The sequence below is a fragment of the Microbacterium sp. NPDC056736 genome (assembly GCF_042790415.1).
Lineage (GTDB): Bacteria > Actinomycetota > Actinomycetes > Actinomycetales > Microbacteriaceae > Microbacterium.
In genome coordinates this window covers 859,612-880,312 of record NZ_JBHTZE010000001.1, presented here as the reverse complement: position 1 = coordinate 880,312, position 20,701 = coordinate 859,612, and the positions used below count along the sequence as shown (strand labels likewise).

Genomic DNA, 20,701 nt, shown 5'->3' with positions numbered 1-20,701 from the left:
GCTCCCGAGTCCTACTGCTGCTCTTCAAGCCACACGTCGTAGAACAGCGGACGCGCGACCGACTCGAACTCGATCCCGTGGACGTACGGTGCTGCGCCGTACACCTGCGGCTCCTCGAACAGCGGGATGACGTACGCCTGCTCGGCGAGATGGTCCTGCACCGCCTGCGACGCCGCGATCCGCGCCTCCGCGTCGGGCGTCGAGGCCACGGCCTCGAGCAGGCGGTCGAGCTCGGCATCGTCCGACAGCAGCGTGTTGCGGTTCTTCGTGTAGTACTGGCTCTTGATGACGTCGAGGTCCGCGCGTCCGACCATCGAGTGGTAGAGCGGGGTCTTCAGCGGGTCCTTGATGTCCTCGGCGTACGTGCCGGCATCCGCCGACTTCACGTTGAGCTCGACGCCGATCTTCTTCAGCTGCTGCGAGACGAGTTCGAGCGTCTGCTTCGACAGCGGCTGCGGCTTCGCCTCGTAGACGTCCAGAGACAGGCGCTGGCCGTCCTTCTCGCGGATGCCGTCGGCTCCCGGCTCCCACCCGGCCTCGTCGAGCAGCTCCTCTGCCTTCTCGGGGTCGTACTCATAGAAGTCCGACTCGTCCTTGTATCCGAGAGCGGACGAGCTCAGTGCAGACGTGGCTCGCGGGTAGTTGCCCGTGAAGATCGTGTCGACGACCTCCTGGCTGTCGACACCGGCGACGAGGGCCTGACGAACACGGATGTCGCTCAGCAGGGGGTTGGTGAACCGCAGGCTCAGCCCGTTGTTCACACCACGGGTCTGCGGAGCGTACAGGTCGAAGCCCGACGACTCGACGCGCGCCTCGTCGAACGCCTGCACGTACCGGATGTAGTCGGCCTGGCCCGACAGCAGCGAGCCGATGCGCACGCTGTCCTCGGGCGTGACGATGAGGTGGATCTCGTCGAGGTACGCGCGGCCCTGGTGCTCGAAGCTCGGCGGCGCCCAGTCGTAATCCTCGCGTGCCTCGAGTGTGAGGTCGGTGCCCAGCTTCTCATCGGTGACCACGAAGGGACCCGAGCCCACGATGTCGACGGCGTTTCCGGCGCCGAGCTCCTCCAGCGAACGATCCAGCGTCGTCGGCGAGAGCAGGCCGGAGTTGATGGTCGACGTCGCCTGGAGGAAGCCGGGCGCCGGCGCCGAGAAGCGGAACGTCACGGTGTCGGCGTCGACGACCTCGCTCGAGGCGTAGTTGTTGATCGCCTCCGAGACCGTCAGTCCCAGCGTCGGGTTGCCGAGACCGTACGTGTCGAAGTTCTTCGCGACGGCGGCGGCGTCGAGCGGAGTCCCGTCCGAGAAGGTGACATCGTCGCGCAACCCGAACGTGTACTCCGTGGCGTCGGCGTTCACCGTCCACTCCGTCGCGACCCACGGCTCGATCTCGAGCGTTTCGGGATTCTGCCACGTCAGGCGCGCCGTGATGTTGTTCACGATGCCGCCGTTGGGGTAGAAGCCCGCCTGCGGCGGGTAGAGGTTCGTGTACGTCTGGTGCTCGAGGTAGGTGAGCGCGCCGCCGCGGACGGGGTCGTCGGCTGCGGCCGCCGCGCCCTCCGAGGCGGGCTGCCGCGACGCGCACGCCACCAGGGATGCCGCGGCGACGAGCAGGGCGGCAGCCCCGGCGGCGATTCGCAATGCGGGACGGGACATGGGTTCTCCAATGTGATTCGGGTGAGGTGAAGGGGTGCTGGCCACGCTAGGGAGCGGCATCCGTCGCCCGCCGATCGGGCTGTCACTGCTGTTCACCGTGCGCAAACGAGGGTCACCGACGTTCACGGGACGTAATACGGCGAGCTCAGCGACGCAGGGCGGCGGGTTCGGGTGCCCGCGCGAGCCGGGGCGCACCGAGCCCCAGGCGATCCCGAAGCGTCGCCCCGGAACGGCCGATGAGGCCCCGGCGCCGCAGTTCCGGCACGGCGAGGGACGTGAAGGACTCGAACTGCGACGGCTGGAAGGCAGACAGCACATTGAAGCCGTCCGCGGCGCCGGAGTCGCGCCACAGCTCGAAGTGATCGGCGATCGCTCCGGCACCGCCGACGACGAAGTTGGCCGGCACGGCGTGCGCGGCGATGAGGTGACGCCACGTGACCGGGTACGGACCGTCGAGGCTCCGGCCGGTGCGCCCGCGCACGATGTCGAGCGTCCGCGCCGCCGGCTCCGCGAAGCGGGCCGCGGCCCGCCGTGGCACCGCGTCGTCGACGGATGCCTCGCGCACGGCGTCGTCGGCGTCGATACAGGCGATGTCGAGGAACGATGCCAGCGAGCGGTTCGATGGGAACGCCGGCCGCCCGTCGGAGCCGGAGAAGCCGTCGTCGATCGGGACGAGCAGGAGCAGCCGGTCGACGATCGCGCGGGCCGCGGCATCCGTCTCCGCCACCACCGGCAGCACCGGGACGATGACCTTGAGCTCGTCGGGATCACGGCCGGATGCCTCCGCCAGCGTCCGCAGCCCGGCTCGCGTCGCCGCGGCCACGGCCGGCTCTCCCGCGGCGATGAGCGCGAGGTCGGCCTCGGTCGCGGCCAGCGCACGTGAACGCGGCGAAGTGCCGGCGTGGACGATCGGCGGATGCCCTTGCGGTGGGCGCGCGACGTTCAGCGGCCCCTCGACTCGCACGTGCGCGCCCGAGAATGCGGCCGGGCGCAACCGGTCGGCGTCGATGAGCACGCCCCGAGCGGTGTCGGCGAGCCACGCGTCGTCATCCCACGACTCCCAGAGCAGCCGCAGCGCGTGGACGAACTCGTCGGCGCGGTCGTAGCGCGACTCGTTGTCGGCGTGCGCGTCGCGCCCGTGGTTCGCCGCGGCGCGCGGCTCGGCGCCTGTGACGAGGTTGACGCCGGCGCGACCGCCGGTGAGGACGTCGAGGGATGCCGTCGCGCGAGCGGCTGCGTACGGATCTGCGTACGTCGAGTTGACGGTCGCGATGAGCCCGATGCGCTCGGTGACCCCGGCGAGGTACAGCACGGCGCTCAGCGGATCGATGCGTGCGAGCAGGTAGGGGTCGCGGAACTCCAGGTCGGGTCCGGTCGCGAGCCAGTCGCCGAAGAAGAGGTAGTCGAGGTCGGCGTCCTCGCCCAGGCGTGCGATGCGACGCAGGACCGCGGCATCCGACTGCGGGTCGTTGTGCGCGCCGGGGTAGCGCCAGCCTGACGGGTACGCGCCGAGTGTGCGCACCATGGCGCCGACGATGAGAGGCTCGCTCATACCGGCACCACGTCCAGCGAGGGCGCCGGGCCGACGGCGGCGAGGCGGCCGCGCGCGCGCGACCACTGGCTCCACGACCCCGGATACACCACGACGTCGATGCCCGCGATCACCCCGGCCAGCGCCGTGTGGGTCGCCGCGATGCCCGAGCCGCAGTAGGCGGCGACGGCGACTCCGTCGCGCACCCCGGCGGCGGCGAACTCGGCGCGGATCTCTTCGGCCGAGCGGAACTTCCCGGCTGACAGGTGCACGGTCGTCGGCAGGTTCACCGCGCCCGGGATGTGACCGCCGACGGGGTCCAGCGGCTCGCTGTCGCCGCGGTATCGCTCGGGCGCGCGGACGTCCAGCAGCAGGCCGTGGTCGGGCCACTCCTCCACGCCGTCGATGTCGGCGAAGCCGTCGCTGATGTCATCGAGAACGACATCGCCAGGCGGGCGCGGCAGCACGTCGCCGGTCTCCAGCGGCAGCCGCTCCGCCAGCCACCCGCGAAGCCCGCCATCGAGCACACGCACGTCGGCGAGTCCGGAGCGGGTCAGCAGCCACCAGGCGCGGGCCGCCGCGACCGAGTGCACGTCGTCGTACGCGACGACGGTGTCACCGGTGCGGATCCCCCAGCGCCGGGCAGCGGCCTGCAGCTGCTCGCGGGACGGGAGCGGATGCCGCCCCTCACGCGGGTCGCCGCGGCGGGCGAGCTCGTTGTCGAGGTCGACGTAGACTGCGCCCGGCAGGTGCCCGTCGAGGTAGTCCGGGCGGCCCTCCGGCCGGTCGAGGCGCCAGCGCACGTCGAGGATCCGCGGCGGGGTGCCGCCGCGGATCAGATCGGCGAGGTCGGTCGGCGAGATGAGTGGGGTTGGCATGCGCTCATGCTGGTCGGGCGCCCGACTCGGTGAAACGCTGAGACGACACACGCCGCGACAGGGCGACACGCGGCGTCATACGGGGTCATCCGCGCGCTGAATCGCGGTGTCGCGATCGAATCGCGGTGCTCCGTGCGCTCCGACCACCGCGAGTCGTACGCGACATCATGGTGGACGACGGGGGCGCGGGTCAGCCGCGCAGCGCGAGGGCGAAGGGCAGCACCTCGGCCGCGCCTGCCCGCCGCAGCTCGCGGGCGGCGATCGTCAGGGTCCACCCGCTGTCGACGCGGTCGTCGACGAGGAGCACGGGCCCGTCGGGAAGGTCGAGAGTCGCCGCGGAGAAGCGCCCCCAGACGCCCGCCACCCGGAATGCGCTGTTGCCGCCCGGCCGGCCCGTCGGGCCGCCGTCCACGAGGTCGAGGGCGCCGAGGAACGGCAGCCGCCCGATCTCGGCGATGCCGCGGGCGAGCGAGTCCACCAGCTGCGGCTTCGACCGCGACGGCATCGCCACGACGGCCACGGGCCGGCGGTCCCAGCCCCACTCCGCGAGCACGCGGACGCAGGCCTGCAGCACGTTCGGGGGCACCGGCGCGTCCCCGGCGCCGACGGCGAAGAGGTCGCGCAGCGCGCCGCCCCAGCCGAGGTCGGTGAGGCGAGCGAGCGCGCGTCCCTCGGCTGCCTGCTCCTCCGAAGGGATCCGGCCCTTCACCGCGACTCCGAGCCGGTCGGCGCCCGTCGGCCACTGCCGCCGGGGCTCTATCGGCACGCCGACGCGATCGAGCGCGGCCGCGGCGGCATCCGTCGCCCCCGTCGCGATCTCGGTCGGAAACCACGCGCCGGCGCAGTTGTCGCAGCGACCGCACGGGGCGGCGGTGTCGTCGTCGAGCGAGCGCTGCAGGAACTCCATGCGGCAGCCGCGCGACTCCTCGTACTCGATCATGTGCTGCTGCTCGGCGACCCGCTCGGCGGCGATGCGCCGGTAGCGGTCCTCGTCGTAGGTCCACGGCTCGCCGGTGGCGATCCAGCCGCCCCGCACCCGGGCGACGGCTCCGTCGACGTCGAGCACCTTCAGCAGCAGCTCGAGCGGCGTGCGGCGGATGTCGACGACGGCCTCGAGCGCGGGCGTCGAGAGCGGCCCCGCGGCGTCGGCGAGCGCCGCCAGCACCCGCTCGGCCCGCTCCCGGTCGGGCATCGACGCCGTGGCGAAGTAGTGCCAGATCTCGCGGTCCTCGGTTCCCGGGAGCAGCAGCACGTCGGCCGACTCGGTCGCACGGCCGGCGCGCCCGACCTGCTGGTAGTACGACACCGGCGACGACGGGGCGCCCAGATGCACGACGAAGCCGAGGTCGGGCTTGTCGAACCCCATCCCCAGCGCGCTGGTGGCCACGAGGGCCTTCACCCGGTTGTCTTTCAGGAGTGCCTCGGACTCTTCCCGCTCGTCGGTGTCGGTCTGTCCGGTGTAGGCGCGCACGTCGTGGCCCCGCTCGCCCAGCAGTCGCGCCGTGTCGTTCGCGGCGGCGACCGTGAGGGTGTAGATGATGCCAGAGCCGGGCAGGTCGCCGAGGTGGCTGATGAGCCAGGCGAGGCGGCTCGGCGAGTCGGGCAGGCGCAGCACGCCCAGCCGCAGCGACGCGCGGGCCAGCGGCCCGCGGATCGTGAGCACGCCTGGTCCGGCATCCCCCGCCGGCCCGTCGCGGTGCGCACCCGCGTCGAGCTGCTCGGCGACGTCGGCGACCACGCGGCTGTTGGCCGTCGCGGTCGTCGCCAGCACGGGGACCCCGTCGGGCATGCGCGCGATGAGCTCGCGCAGGCGGCGGTAGTCGGGGCGGAAGTCGTGGCCCCAGTCGCTGATGCAGTGGGCCTCGTCGACGACCAGCAGGCCGATGCGGTCGACGAGCTGCGGAAGCTGCTCGTCTCGGAACGAAGGGTTGTTGAGCCGCTCCGGCGAGACGAGCAGCACGTCCACCTCGTCGTGGTCGAGCTGCGCGAGCACATCGCCCCACTCGTGCGCGTTCGTCGAGTCGATCTTCACCGCGCGGACCCCTGCCCGGGCGGCCGCCGCGATCTGGTCGCGCATGAGGGCCAGGAGCGGAGACACGAGCACGGTCGGCCCCGCACCCCGTCGGCGCAGCAGCAGCGTCGCCACGAAGTACACCGCCGACTTGCCCCAGCCGGTGCGCTGGACCACGAGCGCGCGGCGCCGGTCGTCGACGAGCGCCTCGATCGCCTCGAACTGGCCCTCGTGGAAGTCGGCGTCGTCCCGCCCCACCAGCGCCCTCAGCACGTCGAGGGCCTCGGCACGGGTGGTCGTCGTCGGTGTCACGGGTTCCACCCTGCCCCATGCTCCTGACACGTCTCCCAGACGCGTCCGCGCGCGCGACCGGTCAGGCGCGGGGGGCCGCCAGCAGCTGGTCGAGCAGGGCGAGCGCGGCGTCCTGGGGAGCACTGGCGTCCAGGAGCCACTGGGTCTGCAGACCGTCGGATGCCGCGATCACCAAGGCCGCGACCGCCTCGGGGTCGACATCCGCCCGGATGCGACCGGCCTCCTGGCTGTGACGCACCCGCCTGGCCATGTCGGCGCGCACGCGGGCGAAGCGCGAGGTGGCGAACTCGCGGGCGGCCGGATGCCCCTCCTCCAGCGCCGTCGCGACGAGAGTCGAGTAGAGCTGGACGAGTCCCTGCACCTCGCGGTTCGACTCCGTCCAGCGGCGGAGCGCCTCCACGGGGGTCTCGTCCTGATCGGCGGAGGGCTCGTCGTCGCCGCGTCGCTCGGACTCCTGGTAGACGGCGACGAGCAGCTCTTCCAGCGACCCGAAGTAGTGCTTCAGCGCGGCATGGGTGACGCCGACCTCCTCGGCGATCGCGCGCAGGCTCGTGCGGTCCGAGCCGCGCTGCGCGAAGACCTCGATCGCACGGTCCAGGATCTCCTGACGTCGGGCGACGCCCTTCGCATACGACCCGCGCGGGGCCGGCTGGTGCTCGTCGCCGGACATGGGGCCATGCTATCCGACGAAAACCTCCACGTGGAGGTTTTCGTGGTACCGTGATCGTCGGCGGGGTCGGTCGATCCGCTCCCGCCCACAGCGACAACCGTCGAAGCAGACAACGAAGGAGCGCGACCGATGCCGGTCCAGACATCCATCCAGCTGTTCACCGTGAAGGACGCGCTCGAGGCCGACCTCGAGGGCACCCTCGCCGAACTGGCCGCCCGCGGCTTCACCGCCGCGGAGCCGTACGACTTCGTGCGCCGCGCCGAGCCGCTCGCGGCAGCGCTGAAGGCCAACGGCATCGCCGCCCCCACCGGTCATGCCTTCCTCGCGTCGACCTCGTTCGTGAACCCCGACGGCACGACGACGACCCGCCCGGTCCCCGCACCGGAGGCCGTCTTCGACGCCGCGGACACCCTCGGCATGACCACCGTCATCGAGCCCTACACCGACCCCGCCCTGTGGCAGAGCCGTGAGCACATCGCCGACATCGCCCGGCAGCTCAACGCCGCCGCCGAGATCGGCGCCGCACGCGGCATCCGCGTCGGGTACCACAACCACGCGCACGAGCTCGAGGCGACCTTCGACGGCAAGACCGGTCTCGAGGTGCTCGCCGACCTGCTCGACGAGCGCGTCGTGCTCGAGGTCGACCTCTACTGGGTGGCGCGCGCCGGCGTCGACTCGGCGGCGCTCCTGCGCCGGCTCGGAGACCGCGTGATCGCGGTGCACGTCAAGGACGGCACGCTCGACCCCGAGGCCGTCGCGGCCTACCCGCCGGCCGACCAGGTGCCCGCCGGCCAGGGCGTCGTGCCCCTCGAAGAGGCGCTGGCCGCGGCATCCGCCCTCGAGGTCGCCATCGTCGAGTTCGACCACTTCGGCGGAGACCTGTTCGACGCCGTCGAGCAGAGCCGCCGCTTCCTCGACGAGAAGGTGTCCGCCTGATGGCCGCCGCGACCCAGCCCGTCGGCGTCGGCCTCATCGGCGCCGGCAACATCAGCGACCAGTACCTGACGCACCTCACGAGTTTCCCCGACGTGCGCGTGCTCGCCGTCGGCGACCTTCTCGAGGAGCGCGCCAAGGCCCAGGCCGACAAGTACGGCGTGCCGCGCGGCGGCAGCGTCGAGTCGGTGCTGAACGACCCCGACATCGACATCGTCGTGAACCTCACGATCCCGGCGGTGCACGTGGAGGTGTCCGAGGCGATCATCGCCGCGGGCAAGCACGTGTGGACCGAGAAGCCGATCGGCATCGACCGCGAGGAGTCGCAGCGGCTGCTCGACACCGCCCGCGCGGCCGGTCTGCGGGTCGGCGTCGCGCCCGACACCGTGCTCGGCCCCGGTGTGCAGACGGCGAAGCGCGCGATCGCGCGCGGCGACATCGGCCGCCCGCTGTTCGCGACCACCACGTTCCAGTGGCAGGGTCCGGAGCTGTGGCATCCGAATCCCGCGTTCCTCTACGCTAAGGGCGCCGGGCCGCTGCTGGACATGGGACCGTACTACGTCTCGACACTCGTGCACGTGTTCGGCCCGGTCGCGTCGGTCGCCGCCCTCGGGCTCCAGGGCGTCCCGACCCGCACCGTCAAGTCGGGAGAGCTCGCCGGCCAGGAGTTCCCGGTCGAGATCCCGTCGACGCTGTCGGTGCTGATGGACTTCGAGCAGGGCGGTCAGGCGCAGAGCCTGTACAGCACCGACTCGCCGCTCAAGCGCCACGGCATCGTCGAGATCAACGGCACCGAGGGCACGATCGTGATCCCCGACCCGAACATGTTCGGCGGCGACATCTCGATCATCCGTCCGCTGACCGACGCGTCGGTGAGCGAGCAGGAGATCCTCGAGGTGCCGCAGGAGGGCGTGCTCACCGGCCGCGGCCTCGGACTGCTCGACATGGCGCGCTCGATCCGCGAGGACCGCCCGCACATCGCCACCGGCGAGTTCGGCTACCACGTGCTCGACACCCTGCTCTCGATCGAGGAGGCCGCTGCGTCCCGCGGCTTCGTCGAGGTGAAGAGCACCCTCGGCGAGGTCGGCTCGCTGCCCGCGGACTTCGACCCGCTGGCCGCCACGCTCTGACGGGCGCCGCCGCGCCGAACGCCCCCTGCCGCGAGGCGGGGGGCGTTCGTCTTGGGATGACGGATGCCGCGGGCCGCGGCACCGGAGCTCAGCCCAGCAGCGGCCGCTGCGTGACCCGCTGCTCCTCGTACTCCCGACGGGCCCGCTGCGTGGACTCGAGGGTCGAGACCTCGGCCACCGGGACGTCCCACCAGCCGGCGCCGTCGGGCGCGTAGATGAGCGGATCGCTGTTGATGTGAATGACGGTGGACCGGTCGGATGCCTTCGCCTGCGCGACGGCCGCCTTCAGGTCGTCGATGGCGGAGGCGCCGGGCTGGACCTCGATGACGTCGAGTCCGTAGCTGCGGGCGTTCATCGCGAGGTCGACCGGGAGGATGCCATCGCCCTGGAAGTTGCGCGCGTGGGGGTCGTACTCCCGGTAGCGGGTGCCGAAGCGCTCTGAGCCGACCGTCTCGGACAGGTGGCCGATGGAGGCGAACCCGTGGTTCTGCACGAGGATCACGATGAGCTTGATCCCCTCCGCGACCGCGGTGACGAGCTCGGTGTTGAGCATGAGGTAGGAGCCGTCCCCCACCATGACGATGACGTCGCGGTCGTCGCCGTCGGCGAGGAGACCGCGCTTCGCGCCCAGTCCACCGGCGATCTCGTACCCCATGCACGAGAACGCGTACTCCACGTGATAGCCGAGCGGGTCGCGGACGCGCCACAGCTTGTGGAGGTCGCCCGGCAGTGAGCCGGCCGCCTGGACGACGACGTCCTCCGGCGCGCTCGTGGACTGCACGGCGCCGATGATCTCGGGCTGGCCCGGCAAGGCGAGCCCGGACGGCGCAAAGGCTGCATCGACCGCGGCATCCCACTCCGCCTTCACGCGGGCGATCCGCTCGCGGTGGTCGCGGCCGACCTGGAAGCCCTCGAGCTCGATCGAGAGCTCGCGGAGAGCCTCGCGCGCGTCGGCGATCACCGGCAGCTCGGTGCCGTGCTTGTAGGCGTCGAAGGACGCGACGTTGATGTTGACGAACACGACACCGGGATTCTGGAACGCCGTGCGCGAGGCGGTCGTGAAGTCGCTGTACCGGGTGCCGATGCCGATGACGACGTCGGCCTCCGCCGCGAGGCGGTTGGCGGCGGAGGTGCCGGTCGCGCCGACGCCTCCGACGTACTGCGGGTGGTCCCACGCGAGGGAGCCGCCGCCTGCCTGCGTGGTGCCGACGGGGATGCCGGTCGCCTCGACGAGCGCGCGGAGCTGGTCCTCGGCCCCCGAGTAGAGGACGCCGCCGCCGGCGACGATGAACGGGTTCTTCGCGCCGCGGATCGCCGCCACCGCCCGCGCGAGCGGGCCTTGCTCGGGAAGCGGACGGCGCAGGTGCCACTCGCGGTCGTGCAGGAACTCGACGGGCACGTCGAGGGCCTCGGCCTGGACGTCCTCGGGCAGGGCGATGGTGACGGCGCCGGTCTCGGCGGGATCGGTCAGCACCCGCATGGCGGCGAGGGCGATCGAGTACAGCTGCTCGGGGCGCTGCACGCGATCGAAGAAGCGCGACAGCGGGCGGAAGGCATCCGTCACCTGCAGCCCGGTGTCCCACGGCTGCTCGAGCTGCTGCAGCACCGGGTCGGCGACGCGCGTGGCGAAGGTGTCGCTGGGCAGCAGCAGCGCGGGGAGGCGGTTCGTCGTCGCGAGCGCCGCGCCGGTGAGCATGTTGGCGGCGCCCGGACCGACCGAGGCCGCCGCGGCGAACGTCCCGCGCCGGCGATGCATGCGCGCGTACCCCACCGCCTCGTGCACCATGGCCTGCTCGTTGCGGGCCTGGTAGTACGGCATGAGCTCCGGCTGCTCGACGTTGACCTGCTTCAGCGCCTGGCCGATGCCGGCCACGTTGCCGTGCCCGAAGATGCCGAGCACCCCCGGGACGGTGCGCTCGCGGATGTCGCCGTCCACGGTCCACTGGTGCGCGAGGAACTCCACGAGGGCCTGGCTCACCGTCATCCGTCTCGTCGCGCCCATCAGCTGCTGCCTTCCTCGTCGTCGGCGGTGAACGGCAGTCGGTCGTCGACGTCCTGCCCGGTCCAGGTGCCGCGCACCCACGCGTGCGCGGGGTCGTCGCTGATCAGCCACACCCGCTCGGGGTCGGGGCCGGCCATCACGTTGAGGTAGTAGAGGTCGTACCCGGGCGCCGCCACGGCCGGGCCGTGGTAGCCGTAGGGCACGAGCGCGATGTCGCCGGTGCGCACCATCGCGTTGATGTCGATCTCGCCTGCGGGTGAGGAGTAGGTGCTGAACATGCCGAAGGATGCCTCGGGCGAAGCATCCGATCCGGCCACCGGCGCGGTCTCGAAGTAGTAGATCTCCTCGAGGCGCGACTCGTGGCCGGGGACGTGCTCGTCGTGCTTGTGCGGCGGGTACGACGACCAGTTCTCGGCGGGCGTGATGACCTCGCACACGATGAGCCGCGCGGCGTCCAGGGCCTGCGGGGTGCCGAAGTTGTGCACCTGACGGCTGGAGCGGCCCGCCCCGCGCAGCTCGACGGGCGTGTCGGCGGCGGGGACGTGCACGCTCGGCTTCACGATCTCGGTGGGCGAGGACGCGATCGCGACGCGGCCGGCGCCGGTGAGCACCGCGGTCGCGGCGGACGAGAGGTAGAGCACGTCGGTCGGCCCGTCGAACACCGACGCCCGGCCCTTCAGACGCGCCGTGGTGGTCTCGGCGCCCTCGAAGTACGAGACGGTGAACGATCCGGCCAGCGGCACGACGATGCGCTCCACCCCTGTCGGCGCGAGCGCGAGCGAGTCGGTCTCGGCCAGTTCGGCCACCCGGATGCCGGTGTGCGCCCAGCCGGGAGTGGTCTCGTCGACGACGCTCTCCCACCCGTCACGGGCGAGCTCGCCGCGGCGGTGGAACCAGCGCTGGTCGGTGGTGCTCATGTCTCCCAATCGGGGTGATCAGTGGTTCTGGGGGAAGCCGAGGTTGATGCCGCCGTGGCTGGCGGGGTCGAGCCAGCGGGAGGTGATGGCCTTCTCGCGGGTGAAGAAGTCGAAGCCGTGGACGCCGTAGGCTTTCGCGTCACCGAAGAGAGACTGCTTCCAGCCGCCGAAGGAGTGGTAGGCGACGGGCACGGGGATGGGGACGTTGATGCCGATCATGCCGACCTGCACCTCGTTCTGGAAGCGGCGAGCGGCTCCGCCGTCGTTGGTGAAGATCGCGGTGCCGTTGCCGAACCGGCCGGAGTTGATCAGCTCCAGGCCCTCGTCGTAGGACTGCACCCGGACCACGGACAGCACCGGTCCGAAGATCTCCTCGGTGTAGGCCCGGGAGGTGGTGGGGACGTTGTCCAGCAGGGTGGGGCCGAAGAAGAACCCGTCCTCGTGGCCGTCGACGGTGCAGCCGCGGCCGTCCACCACGATCCTCGCGCCGTCGGCCTCGGCGATGTCGACGTACTCGGCGACCTTGGCGCGGTGCGCGTCGGTGATCAGCGGACCCAGGTCCGGCTCCACCCCGTCGGTGCCGGCGCCGTTGCCGATCCGCAGCCGCCCGATGCGGTCCTGGATCTTCGAGATCAGCTCGTCCGCGACCGGCTCCACCGCGAGAACCACGCTGATGGCCATGCAGCGTTCCCCGGCGGCGCCGTATCCGGCGTTCACGGCCTGGTCGGCGACGAGGTCCAGGTCGGCGTCCGGCAGCACCAGCATGTGGTTCTTCGCGCCGCCCAGCGCCTGCACCCGCTTGCCGTGCCGTGACGCCGTCTCGTAGATGTACTGCGCGATCGGGGTCGACCCCACGAAGCTGATCGAGGCGACGTCCGGGGAGGTGAGCAGGCCGTCCACGGCGAGCTTGTCTCCCTGCAGCACCGTGAACACCCCGTCCGGCAGTCCCGCCTCCTGCCACAGTCGCGCCAGCCACAGCGCCGCCGACGGGTCCTTCTCACTGGGCTTGAGGACCACCGAGTTGCCCGCGGCGATCGCGATCGGGAAGAACCACATCGGCACCATCGCCGGGAAGTTGAACGGGCTGATGATCCCCACCACGCCGAGCGGCTGCTTGAGCGAGTACACGTCGATCCCGGTCGAGGCGTTCTCGCTGAACGCGCCCTTGATCAGGTGCGGGAACCCGCACGCCAGCTCCACCACCTCCTGGCCGCGCAGGATCTCCCCCATCGCGTCCGAGACGACCTTGCCGTGCTCGGCGGTGATGATCTCGGCCAGCTCCTGCTTGCGTGCGTTCAGCAGCTCCCTGAACGCGAACAGCACCGTCTGCCGCTTCGCGACCGAGAACCCGCTCCACACCTGGAACCCCGCCTGCGCCGATGCGATCGCCGCATCGACCTCCGTCTCATCCGCCAGCGCCACCTGAGCCTGCACCGCACCTGTCGCCGGGTTGAACACCGGCGCCGTCCGCCCCGAGACCGACGGCCGCTCCGCGCCGTCGATCCAGTGCGAGATGACGCGGACGTCCGAGTCGACGTCGGACGTCGCGGGAGAGATCTGGGTGTCGGTCATGTGAGTTCCTTCGTGAGAGTCGAGAGGTCGGAGTGGACGAGCCCCGCCGCGATGTCCACGGCGGCGGCGACGTCGTCGTCGGGGGGATACAGGAGCGTGCGGCCGACGGTGAGCCCACGCACGCCGGGGAGCGACAGGGCATCCTCCCACGCGGCGAAGGTCTCGTCGGGATCGACCCCGGAGTCGCCGCCCAGCAGCAGCGTCGGCATCGTCGTCGCCGCCGTGACCCGCTCCATGTCGTCCACCACGGGCAGCTTCATCCACGTGTGCGAGCTGGATGCGCCCAGACCCGAGGCGATCGCCACCGACAGGATGACGGCATCCGTCGACAGGTCGTTGACGACGCGGCCGTCCGCGCGCGTGCTGAGGAACGGCTCGAGCATGATCGGCAGCCCGGCGGCCGAGGCCTGCGTGACGGCGGCGGCCATCGCCGTGAGCGTGGACACCGTTGCGGGATCGGCGAGGTCGATGCGGACCAGCGTCTTGGCGAAGTCGATACCCGCGCCGACCATCGTCGGCACGTCGTACGCGGTCATGCGGTCGTCCAGCTCGAACGCCGCGCCGCGCAGTCCGCCGCGATTCATGGAGCCGACGATGATCTTGTCGTCCAGAAGCCCGAGCGCGGCGAGGTCGTCAATGATGTCGGGCGTGCCGAGCACGCCGTCCACACCGGGCCGGCTGAGCGCGATGGCGAGCCGGTCGAGCAGCTCGTACCGGTCGGCCATCGCGGTGGGGTTCGGGCCGACCGCGAGCGCGCCGCGGGCGGGATGGTCGGCCGCGACGATGAACAGGCGGCCGTCGGCGGACAGCACGTCGCGCCGGCGGCGGGCGGTGAGGGAGGCGCGGATCACCTCGGGCGCCGTGGCACGCAGATCGCGCAGGCGGACGAAGTCGTCCGCGGTGAGGAACCGGGTCATCGGGATGCTCCCGCCCCGATGATCGCGGCCACCTCGGACTCCGTCGGCATCGCCGTGGAGCATTCCAGGCGCGAGGCGACGATGGCTCCGGCGACGTTCGCGAACCTCAGGAGCCGCTCCAGGTCCCAGCCCGCGAGCAGCCCGTGGCACAGGGCGCCGCCGAACGCGTCGCCCGCGCCGAGGCCGTTGACGACGTCCACGTGATGCGGGGGCACCACGACGGACTCCTCGCGGGTCTTCGCCAGCACCCCCTTCGGGCCCTGCTTGACGATCGCGAGCTCGACGCCGCGCTCGAGCAGGGCGTCGGCGGCGCGCTCCGGCTCCGACTCGCCGACCGCGACCTCGCACTCCTCGCGGTTGCCCACGGCGACGGTGGCGTGCTCCAGGGCACGGGCCATCTGGGCGTGCGCGTCGGCCGGGCCGGCCCAGAACATCGGGCGGTAGTCCAGGTCGAAGACGGTGTGGCCGACCGTGCGCGCCTGCAGCGCGGCGTGATGAGCGGCACGACTCGGCTCCTGGCTCAGCCCGGTCGCGGTGATCCACAGGATGCGGGCGGCGCGGACGGCGTCGAGGTCGAGGTCCGCCGGCGGCACGTTGAGGTCCGGCGCCTTCGGCTCTCGGTAGAAGTACAGCGGGAAGTCGTCCGGCGGGAAGATCTCGCAGAACGTCACCGGCGTCTTGAGGGTGTCGTCGACCGCGACGAAGCGGTTGTCGACACCCAGCCGCTCGAGCTCGGCGAGCAGATAGCGTCCGAACGGGTCGTCCCCGACGCGCGAGATCAACGCGACGTGCCGGCCGTGGCGGGCCGCGGCGACGCTCACGTTGGCGGCGCTGCCCCCGAGGAACTTACCGAACGTCCGGACCTCTTCGAGCCCGACGCCCGACTGGAGGGGGTAGATGTCCACGCCCAGGCGCCCGAACGCCAGCACGTCAAAGGGAGGAGTGTTCTGGGTCATACCCCGCTGTACAACTCTCTGCGGCGCCCTCGGGCCGCCTCGGCGGACTCTTTGTCCTGACAATAGCACAACGCCTCCGGAAAGCGACACACCCGCGCTGGGCGTATGACAAATGCGTAGCGATGTATCATTGTCGGGACATTATGCTGTCGGGACTTGGAGTGGATGATGGCAGACGACGTGGTCAGGCTCGACGACTTCCTCTCGAGCATGGACCGCACCGGCCCCGTGCCGCTGTACTTCCAGGTCTCGAGCGCGATCGAGAAGGCGATCCGGTCCGGTGAGATCCCGCCGGGAGCGCGGCTCGAGAACGAGATCGCGATCGGCCAGCGCCTCGGGCTCTCCCGCCCGACGATCCGCCGCGCGATGGAGGAGCTGGTCGACAAGGGGCTCCTCGTGCGCCGGCGCGGCATCGGCACGCAGGTGGTGCAGGGTCAGGTCACGCGGCAGGTGGAGCTGACGAGCCTGTACGAGGATCTCAAGAACTCGCAGCACGAGCCCGGCACCCGGGTGCTCGAACACGACACGCGCGCCGCCGACCCCGCGACGGCGGACGCGCTGAGCGTGCCGGTCGGATCCGACATCGTCTACCTCCGGCGGCAGCGTTCCACCGACGGCGTGCCCGTCGCCGTGCTCACCAACTACCTGCCCCTGGACTTCGCCGACATCACCACCGAGCAGCTCCAGCAGAAGGGGCTCTACGAGATCATGCGGGCGCGGGGCGTGACCATCCGCGTGGCCAACCAGAAGATCGGCGCCCGGCGGGCGCACGGCGATGAGGCGGGACTGCTCGACATCGACAAGGGCGGGCCGGTGCTCACGATGGAGCGCGTGGCCTTCGACGCCTCTGGTCGCGCGGTGGAGTTCGGCCACCACTGCTACCGGCCCGACATGTACAGCTTCCAGACGACGCTCGTGGCCAGGTAGGACGAGCGGGACGGATGCCGCAGGCCCGCGCCCGCGGCATCCGTCCGGTCACCTCGTTCAGCGCAGCGCGCGGTGCCCCTTGTACTCGGGCGACCACTGGCCGAGCGCCTTGCCCTTGGCCGTGCCGTTGATCGCCGACTGCGTCTCGGCGAACGTGAGCGTCGCGTGGGCGGCGGCATCGGACATCTGCTCGAGCAGCGTGTCGCTGATGTTGGCGTAGGTGTCGCAGGCCTGGTGGTAGCACGGGTCGAACGCGACCCCCGCGGTGCCTCCGTACAACTCCACCTGCGCCGCCGACTTGAGGTCCTCGGCGCCCGAGAACAGGCCACCGGCCGGGATCCCGGCGCCGATGAAGGCGAAGTAGTCGCTGCGCCCGTCGAACGCCGTCGGCTCCGTGTCGAGATCACGCGCGTCGAACCAGTCCTCGAACACGCTCTCGACGATGTCGGAGCCGTTGGGGCCTGTCGTGCCGAACCCGTCGCCGTCGCCGTCGTAGATGAACCGGCCGCCGTTCGGCGACCCGAGCATGTCGAAATTCAGGTTGACGGCGTGCTGCTTGATCTCGGCCTTGCTCAGCTGCGACACGTAGTGGTTCGAGCCCTGGAGGCCGTCCTCCTCGCCGCCCCAGAACGCGAAGCGGATCCGGTTCTCGGTGTCGATGCCGAGCGCATCGATCTGGAGGGCCGTCTCCATCAGCGCCGCGATGCCCGAGCCGTTGTCGTTGATGCCCGGCCCTTCGGGCACGGAGTCGAGGTGCGCGCCCACGATGACCGTGCGATCGGTGCGCCCGGTCGGAGTGTCGGCCAGCAGGTTCTCCGTCTGGATGGTCGTCTCGGTGGTCACGACGTTGATCTCCATGACCAGCCCGCTCGTGGCGACCAGCGCTGCCCCGAGGTCGAACGAGGTGCTCACGACCGGCACGGGATCGGCGGTCCAGTCCGCCGTGCTGAGGGTGCCGCCGAAGACGCCGAACCGGTCGTCGTTGGGGTTCTCGTTGCCCTGGTTGAACATGATGACGCCCACGGCGCCGGCGGCCACGGCGTTGACCGCCTTGACACTGAAGTCGCACGAGCCGCGCTGCAGGAGGGCGATCGAGCCCGCGACGAAGTTCGCGAAGTCGGCGCTCTCGCAGCCGCTGGTCGACGCCCGGTCGCCGCCGAGGTTCACGTCGACCGCCTGGACGGCGGCTTCCACCGTGCCGTCGCCCGAGTACTCGAACGGGTAGAACTCATCGATGAAGTCGTATGAGACGTCCGCCGGTGCGGTCTGCGTGAGCGTCGAGCCCTCGTAGTCGACCACGGTGTACTCGAAGGGCTGGACCGTCGTGAGATAGCCGGCCGCCTCGAGGGTCGTCTTGACGTACGCGAGCGACGCGTCGTACCCGCTGGTGCCGGCTGCGCGGTTGCCGCCATTGGCATCCGCGATGCTCTGCAGCGCCGCCAGGTGGGACTTCAGCCCGTCGATGGTGATGGCGTCGGTCAGGGCCGTCGTGTCGATCACGGGGGCCGCCGTCGCGGGGGCGCCGACCGCGGCGACCGTCAGGCCGCCGGCGACGAGAGCGGACACGGCGATCGTGGCGCCGCGCCTGGTTCGATGATTCACTGCTGCTCCTAGGGTCTCGGGAGAGTGATGTTCCGACGTCGGGAGACGCCTGAGCGGGAACCTACTCGCCGCCGACCCCCGGGGGAAGAGCGGTGCCGCGCGCAGCGGGGGCGCCCGGCCGGCGAGCTCAGAGGGAGGTCTCGGAGTGATCGCTCGCGCGCGTCGCCGCGCCGAGCGCCTCGCGGGCTGCGGCGATCGCCGCATCGGTCGCGGAGTAGCCGTGCTCAGGCCCGGGGAACACGCCGCCGCGCACCTCCCGCGCGTACGCCGCCACGCCGGCGACCATGTCGGGCCCGATGGCGCCGTAGCGCTTGACGAAGGCGGCCGTCTTCCCCTCGGTGATGCCGAGCAGATCGTGGATGACGAGCACCTGGCCGTCGGCCGGCCCGGCGCCGATCCCGATCACCGGGATCCGCAGGGCCGGCAGCACGACGGCGGCGACGTCGGCAGGCACCGCCTCGATGACGAGCACCGCGGCTCCGGCCTCCTGGACGTCCAACGCCTCCCGCACGATGCGCGCCGCCGACTCCGCGGTGCGTCCCTGCGCGCGCAGCCCGCCGAGCGCCACGGCCGTCTGCGGGGTGAGCCCGACATGGGCGACCACGGGGATGCCCGCGTCGGCGATCGCCCGGATGCGGCTCAGCCGCGCCTCGCCGCCCCCCTCGAGCTTGACCGCGTCGGCGCCGGCCTCCTTGACGAAGCGCACCGCCGTGGTCACGGCCTGCTCGTCGGACACTTCCGTCGAGCCGAAGGGCAGATCGCACACGACGAACGCGGAGCGCACGCCGCGACGCACCGCGCCCGCGAGCACCAGCATCTCGTCGACGGTCACCGACACCGTGGAGTCGTGGCCGAGCACGACCTGCGCCCCGGAGTCGCCCACCAGCACCATGTCGACCTCGGCCTGCTCGGCGGTCCGCGCGGTCGGGAAGTCGTAGGCCGTGACCATGACGATCGGCTCGCGGCGTGCCTTCATCTCGTTGAGCCGCTGCAGCGTCACCGGGGCGCGCATCATGAACCTCCAGGAGCCGGGACGCCGCGGGGAGCGACGACGGTGTTGTCGATGAGTCGCGTGGCCCCCACGCGGCCCGCGACGGCCACGAGGACGGGGCCGCCCACGTGCGCGATCGGCGCGAAGGTGCCGGGGTCGACGAGCGCGACGTAGTCGGGACGGATTCCGGATGCCTCGAGCACGGCCTGCGCCCGCGACCGCAGAGCCTCGGCGTCCGTGACGCCCGCGGCCGCGGCATCCGTCACCTCCTGCAGGGCGCGCGGGATCGCCAGCGCCCGCGCGCGCTCTTCGGGCGAGAGACGGGTGTTGCGGCTCGATCGGGCAAGACCGTCGTGATCGCGCGACGTCGGGCACACCACCAGCGACACGGGGATGCCGAGGTCGGCGACGAGGCGGCGGATGACGGCGACCTGCTGGGCGTCCTTCGCGCCGAAGTAGGCGCGGTCGGGCAGCGCTGCCAGCAGCAGCTTGGTGACGACCGTCGCGACGCCGTCGAAGTGCGAGCGACCGCGCTGCGCCCCTTCGAGCGTCTCGGCGATCGGGCCGGTGACGCTGACGGTGGTGGCGAAGCCGGGCGGATACACCTCCGCGGCGTCGGGGGCGAACACCACATCGACACCCTCGGTTTCGGCGAGGGCGAGATCGGCCTCCTCGGTGCGCGGGTAAGCCGCCAGGTCGGTCTGCTCGTCGAACTGCGCCGGGTTGACGAAGATCGACATCACCACGGTGTCATCGGCGGATCTCGCCGCGCGCAGCAGCGTCGCGTGGCCCTCGTGCAGCGCTCCCATGGTCGGGACGAGCCCGATGCTCCCGTCGCGCCTTCCGCGCAGCGCGTCGCGGAGATCGGCCACCGTGCGCACGACGATCATGACGTCGCCCCTCGCAGCTCGCGCGCGGCAAGGTCCCTCGTCGCGGCGGTGAGCGCATCGAACAGCTCCGAGCGGGCGGGCAGCCTGTCGTGCACGGCCTCCCGCTGGCGGGACACGGTGCCCTCGTCGCCGCGGGCGATGGGCCCGGTGAGCGCGGCCGCGCCGTGAGATCGCCAGTTGTCCAGCGCGGCCTGCGCCAGCGGCACGAGGGCGTCGCGCGGAACGCCGGCTGTCGCGGCCAGCTCCTCGGCGAACACCTCGAGGGCGACGAGGAAATTCGACGCGATCGAGGCGGCCGCGTGGTACGCGGCGCGGTCGGCGTCGGCGATCTCGAACGCCGTCATGCCGATCGCCTCGGCGATCGCCCGCGCCCGCTCGAGCGCATGGGGCGTGGATCCTGCGACCGCCGCGGGGACGCCGGCGAACGAGGTCTCCCCCGCCACGGTCATGAGGGGGTGGATGCCGAGAGCCTCGTGCGGCGCCAGCGGCTCGAGGGTCGTGGCCCCGGAGAAGTGCCCGACGAGCCGTCCGGGTGCGACCAGCGCGGCCGCGGCGGCGATCTCGGCGTCCGGGACCGCTAGGAGCACGATGTCGGCCTCCGCCGCCGTCGCGCCACGGCCGAGGGGGCCGGTCACCTCGACGTCCGCCCCGCGCAACGCCGCCGCGACCGCACGGCCGACGCGTCCGTCGCCGATGACCGCGACGGCGCCGAGGCCGCCGGGGCGCGCGCGATCGGGGTCGAGGTCGGGCATCGTCGTCGTCTCCCGTCGTGCGGCGTCTGGATCGCGTTCCAAACTACCCCCGCGC

17 protein-coding genes are annotated in these 20,701 nt (G+C 71.8%); 3 read left to right on the top strand and 14 right to left on the bottom strand.

The window, feature by feature from the left end; translation table 11 throughout:
* Positions 1-11: 11 nt before the first annotated feature.
* The 5 genes from ACFRAL_RS04000 to ACFRAL_RS03980 all read right to left on the bottom strand — a co-directional run bounded on the left by ACFRAL_RS04000 (position 12) and on the right by ACFRAL_RS03980 (position 7,057).
* On the bottom strand, positions 12-1,655 hold the full coding sequence (locus ACFRAL_RS04000) for a TIGR04028 family ABC transporter substrate-binding protein (RefSeq protein WP_378879973.1): 1,644 nt from the start codon (positions 1,653-1,655) through the stop codon (positions 12-14).
* Positions 1,656-1,800: 145 nt separating this feature from the next.
* Positions 1,801-3,207, bottom strand: coding sequence for an NtaA/DmoA family FMN-dependent monooxygenase (locus ACFRAL_RS03995; protein ID WP_336393672.1), 1,407 nt, complete (start codon positions 3,205-3,207; stop codon positions 1,801-1,803).
* A complete protein-coding gene (locus ACFRAL_RS03990; protein WP_378879970.1) occupies positions 3,204-4,064 on the bottom strand; it encodes a sulfurtransferase in 861 nt (286 codons plus the stop codon). Before ACFRAL_RS03990 ends, ACFRAL_RS03995 begins: the two co-directional genes overlap by 4 nt.
* 190 nt (positions 4,065-4,254) lie before the next feature.
* On the bottom strand, positions 4,255-6,387 hold the full coding sequence (locus tag ACFRAL_RS03985; protein ID WP_378879967.1) for a DEAD/DEAH box helicase: 2,133 nt from the start codon (positions 6,385-6,387) through the stop codon (positions 4,255-4,257).
* A gap of 61 nt (positions 6,388-6,448) precedes the next feature.
* On the bottom strand, positions 6,449-7,057 hold the full coding sequence (locus ACFRAL_RS03980) for a TetR/AcrR family transcriptional regulator (protein ID WP_378879964.1): 609 nt from the start codon (positions 7,055-7,057) through the stop codon (positions 6,449-6,451).
* A 129-nt stretch (positions 7,058-7,186) separates the two neighbouring features.
* Here ACFRAL_RS03980 and ACFRAL_RS03975 point away from each other — a divergent pair, with 129 nt between their 5' ends.
* Together ACFRAL_RS03975 and ACFRAL_RS03970 are read left to right on the top strand one after the other, a co-directional pair.
* Positions 7,187-7,993, top strand: coding sequence for a sugar phosphate isomerase/epimerase family protein (locus ACFRAL_RS03975; protein ID WP_378879961.1), 807 nt, complete (start codon positions 7,187-7,189; stop codon positions 7,991-7,993).
* Positions 7,993-9,120: a Gfo/Idh/MocA family oxidoreductase gene (locus ACFRAL_RS03970; protein ID WP_336393677.1), complete on the top strand. Its 1,128-nt coding sequence runs from the start codon at positions 7,993-7,995 to the stop codon at positions 9,118-9,120. The genes ACFRAL_RS03975 and ACFRAL_RS03970 overlap by 1 nt, the downstream gene beginning before the upstream one ends.
* Before the next feature lie 88 nt (positions 9,121-9,208).
* Here ACFRAL_RS03970 and iolD read toward each other — a convergent pair whose 3' ends face one another.
* From iolD to iolC, 5 genes are read right to left on the bottom strand one after another with little or no spacing between them, the layout of a single operon-like run.
* The gene (gene iolD / locus ACFRAL_RS03965) at positions 9,209-11,122 is read right to left on the bottom strand and encodes a 3D-(3,5/4)-trihydroxycyclohexane-1,2-dione acylhydrolase (decyclizing) (protein WP_378879958.1); all 1,914 of its coding nucleotides are present in this window, start codon (positions 11,120-11,122) and stop codon (positions 9,209-9,211) included.
* Positions 11,122-12,039: a 5-deoxy-glucuronate isomerase gene (gene iolB / locus ACFRAL_RS03960; protein WP_378879955.1), complete on the bottom strand. Its 918-nt coding sequence runs from the start codon at positions 12,037-12,039 to the stop codon at positions 11,122-11,124. The genes iolD and iolB overlap by 1 nt, the downstream gene beginning before the upstream one ends.
* An 18-nt stretch (positions 12,040-12,057) precedes the next feature.
* Positions 12,058-13,611: a CoA-acylating methylmalonate-semialdehyde dehydrogenase gene (locus ACFRAL_RS03955; RefSeq protein ID WP_336393680.1), complete on the bottom strand. Its 1,554-nt coding sequence runs from the start codon at positions 13,609-13,611 to the stop codon at positions 12,058-12,060.
* Positions 13,608-14,528 (bottom strand): class I fructose-bisphosphate aldolase, encoded by a 921-nt coding sequence (locus tag ACFRAL_RS03950; protein WP_378879952.1) that lies wholly within the window; start codon positions 14,526-14,528, stop codon positions 13,608-13,610. Before ACFRAL_RS03950 ends, ACFRAL_RS03955 begins: the two co-directional genes overlap by 4 nt.
* Positions 14,525-15,484: a 5-dehydro-2-deoxygluconokinase gene (iolC, locus tag ACFRAL_RS03945; RefSeq protein ID WP_378879949.1), complete on the bottom strand. Its 960-nt coding sequence runs from the start codon at positions 15,482-15,484 to the stop codon at positions 14,525-14,527. Before iolC ends, ACFRAL_RS03950 begins: the two co-directional genes overlap by 4 nt.
* 168 nt (positions 15,485-15,652) lie before the next feature.
* Between iolC and ACFRAL_RS03940 the strand changes: the two genes are divergently transcribed.
* Complete coding sequence (locus ACFRAL_RS03940) at positions 15,653-16,411, top strand: GntR family transcriptional regulator (protein ID WP_336393683.1); 759 nt, start codon at positions 15,653-15,655, stop codon at positions 16,409-16,411.
* A 57-nt stretch (positions 16,412-16,468) separates the two neighbouring features.
* Here the strand turns inward: ACFRAL_RS03940 and ACFRAL_RS03935 are convergent, their stop codons facing one another.
* The 4 genes from ACFRAL_RS03935 to ACFRAL_RS03920 form a co-directional block, all read right to left on the bottom strand.
* Positions 16,469-18,013 carry a M20/M25/M40 family metallo-hydrolase gene (locus tag ACFRAL_RS03935; RefSeq protein WP_378879945.1) on the bottom strand — a complete coding sequence of 515 codons (1,545 nt, stop codon included), beginning with the start codon at positions 18,011-18,013 and terminating at the stop codon, positions 16,469-16,471.
* A gap of 127 nt (positions 18,014-18,140) precedes the next feature.
* The gene (panB, locus tag ACFRAL_RS03930) at positions 18,141-19,028 is read right to left on the bottom strand and encodes a 3-methyl-2-oxobutanoate hydroxymethyltransferase (protein ID WP_336393685.1); all 888 of its coding nucleotides are present in this window, start codon (positions 19,026-19,028) and stop codon (positions 18,141-18,143) included.
* Positions 19,025-19,894 (bottom strand): pantoate--beta-alanine ligase, encoded by an 870-nt coding sequence (gene panC, locus ACFRAL_RS03925; protein WP_336393686.1) that lies wholly within the window; start codon positions 19,892-19,894, stop codon positions 19,025-19,027. Before panC ends, panB begins: the two co-directional genes overlap by 4 nt.
* A complete protein-coding gene (locus tag ACFRAL_RS03920) occupies positions 19,891-20,646 on the bottom strand; it encodes a DUF2520 domain-containing protein (RefSeq protein ID WP_378879940.1) in 756 nt (251 codons plus the stop codon). The genes panC and ACFRAL_RS03920 overlap by 4 nt, the downstream gene beginning before the upstream one ends.
* Between the last annotated feature and the right edge of the window lie 55 nt (positions 20,647-20,701).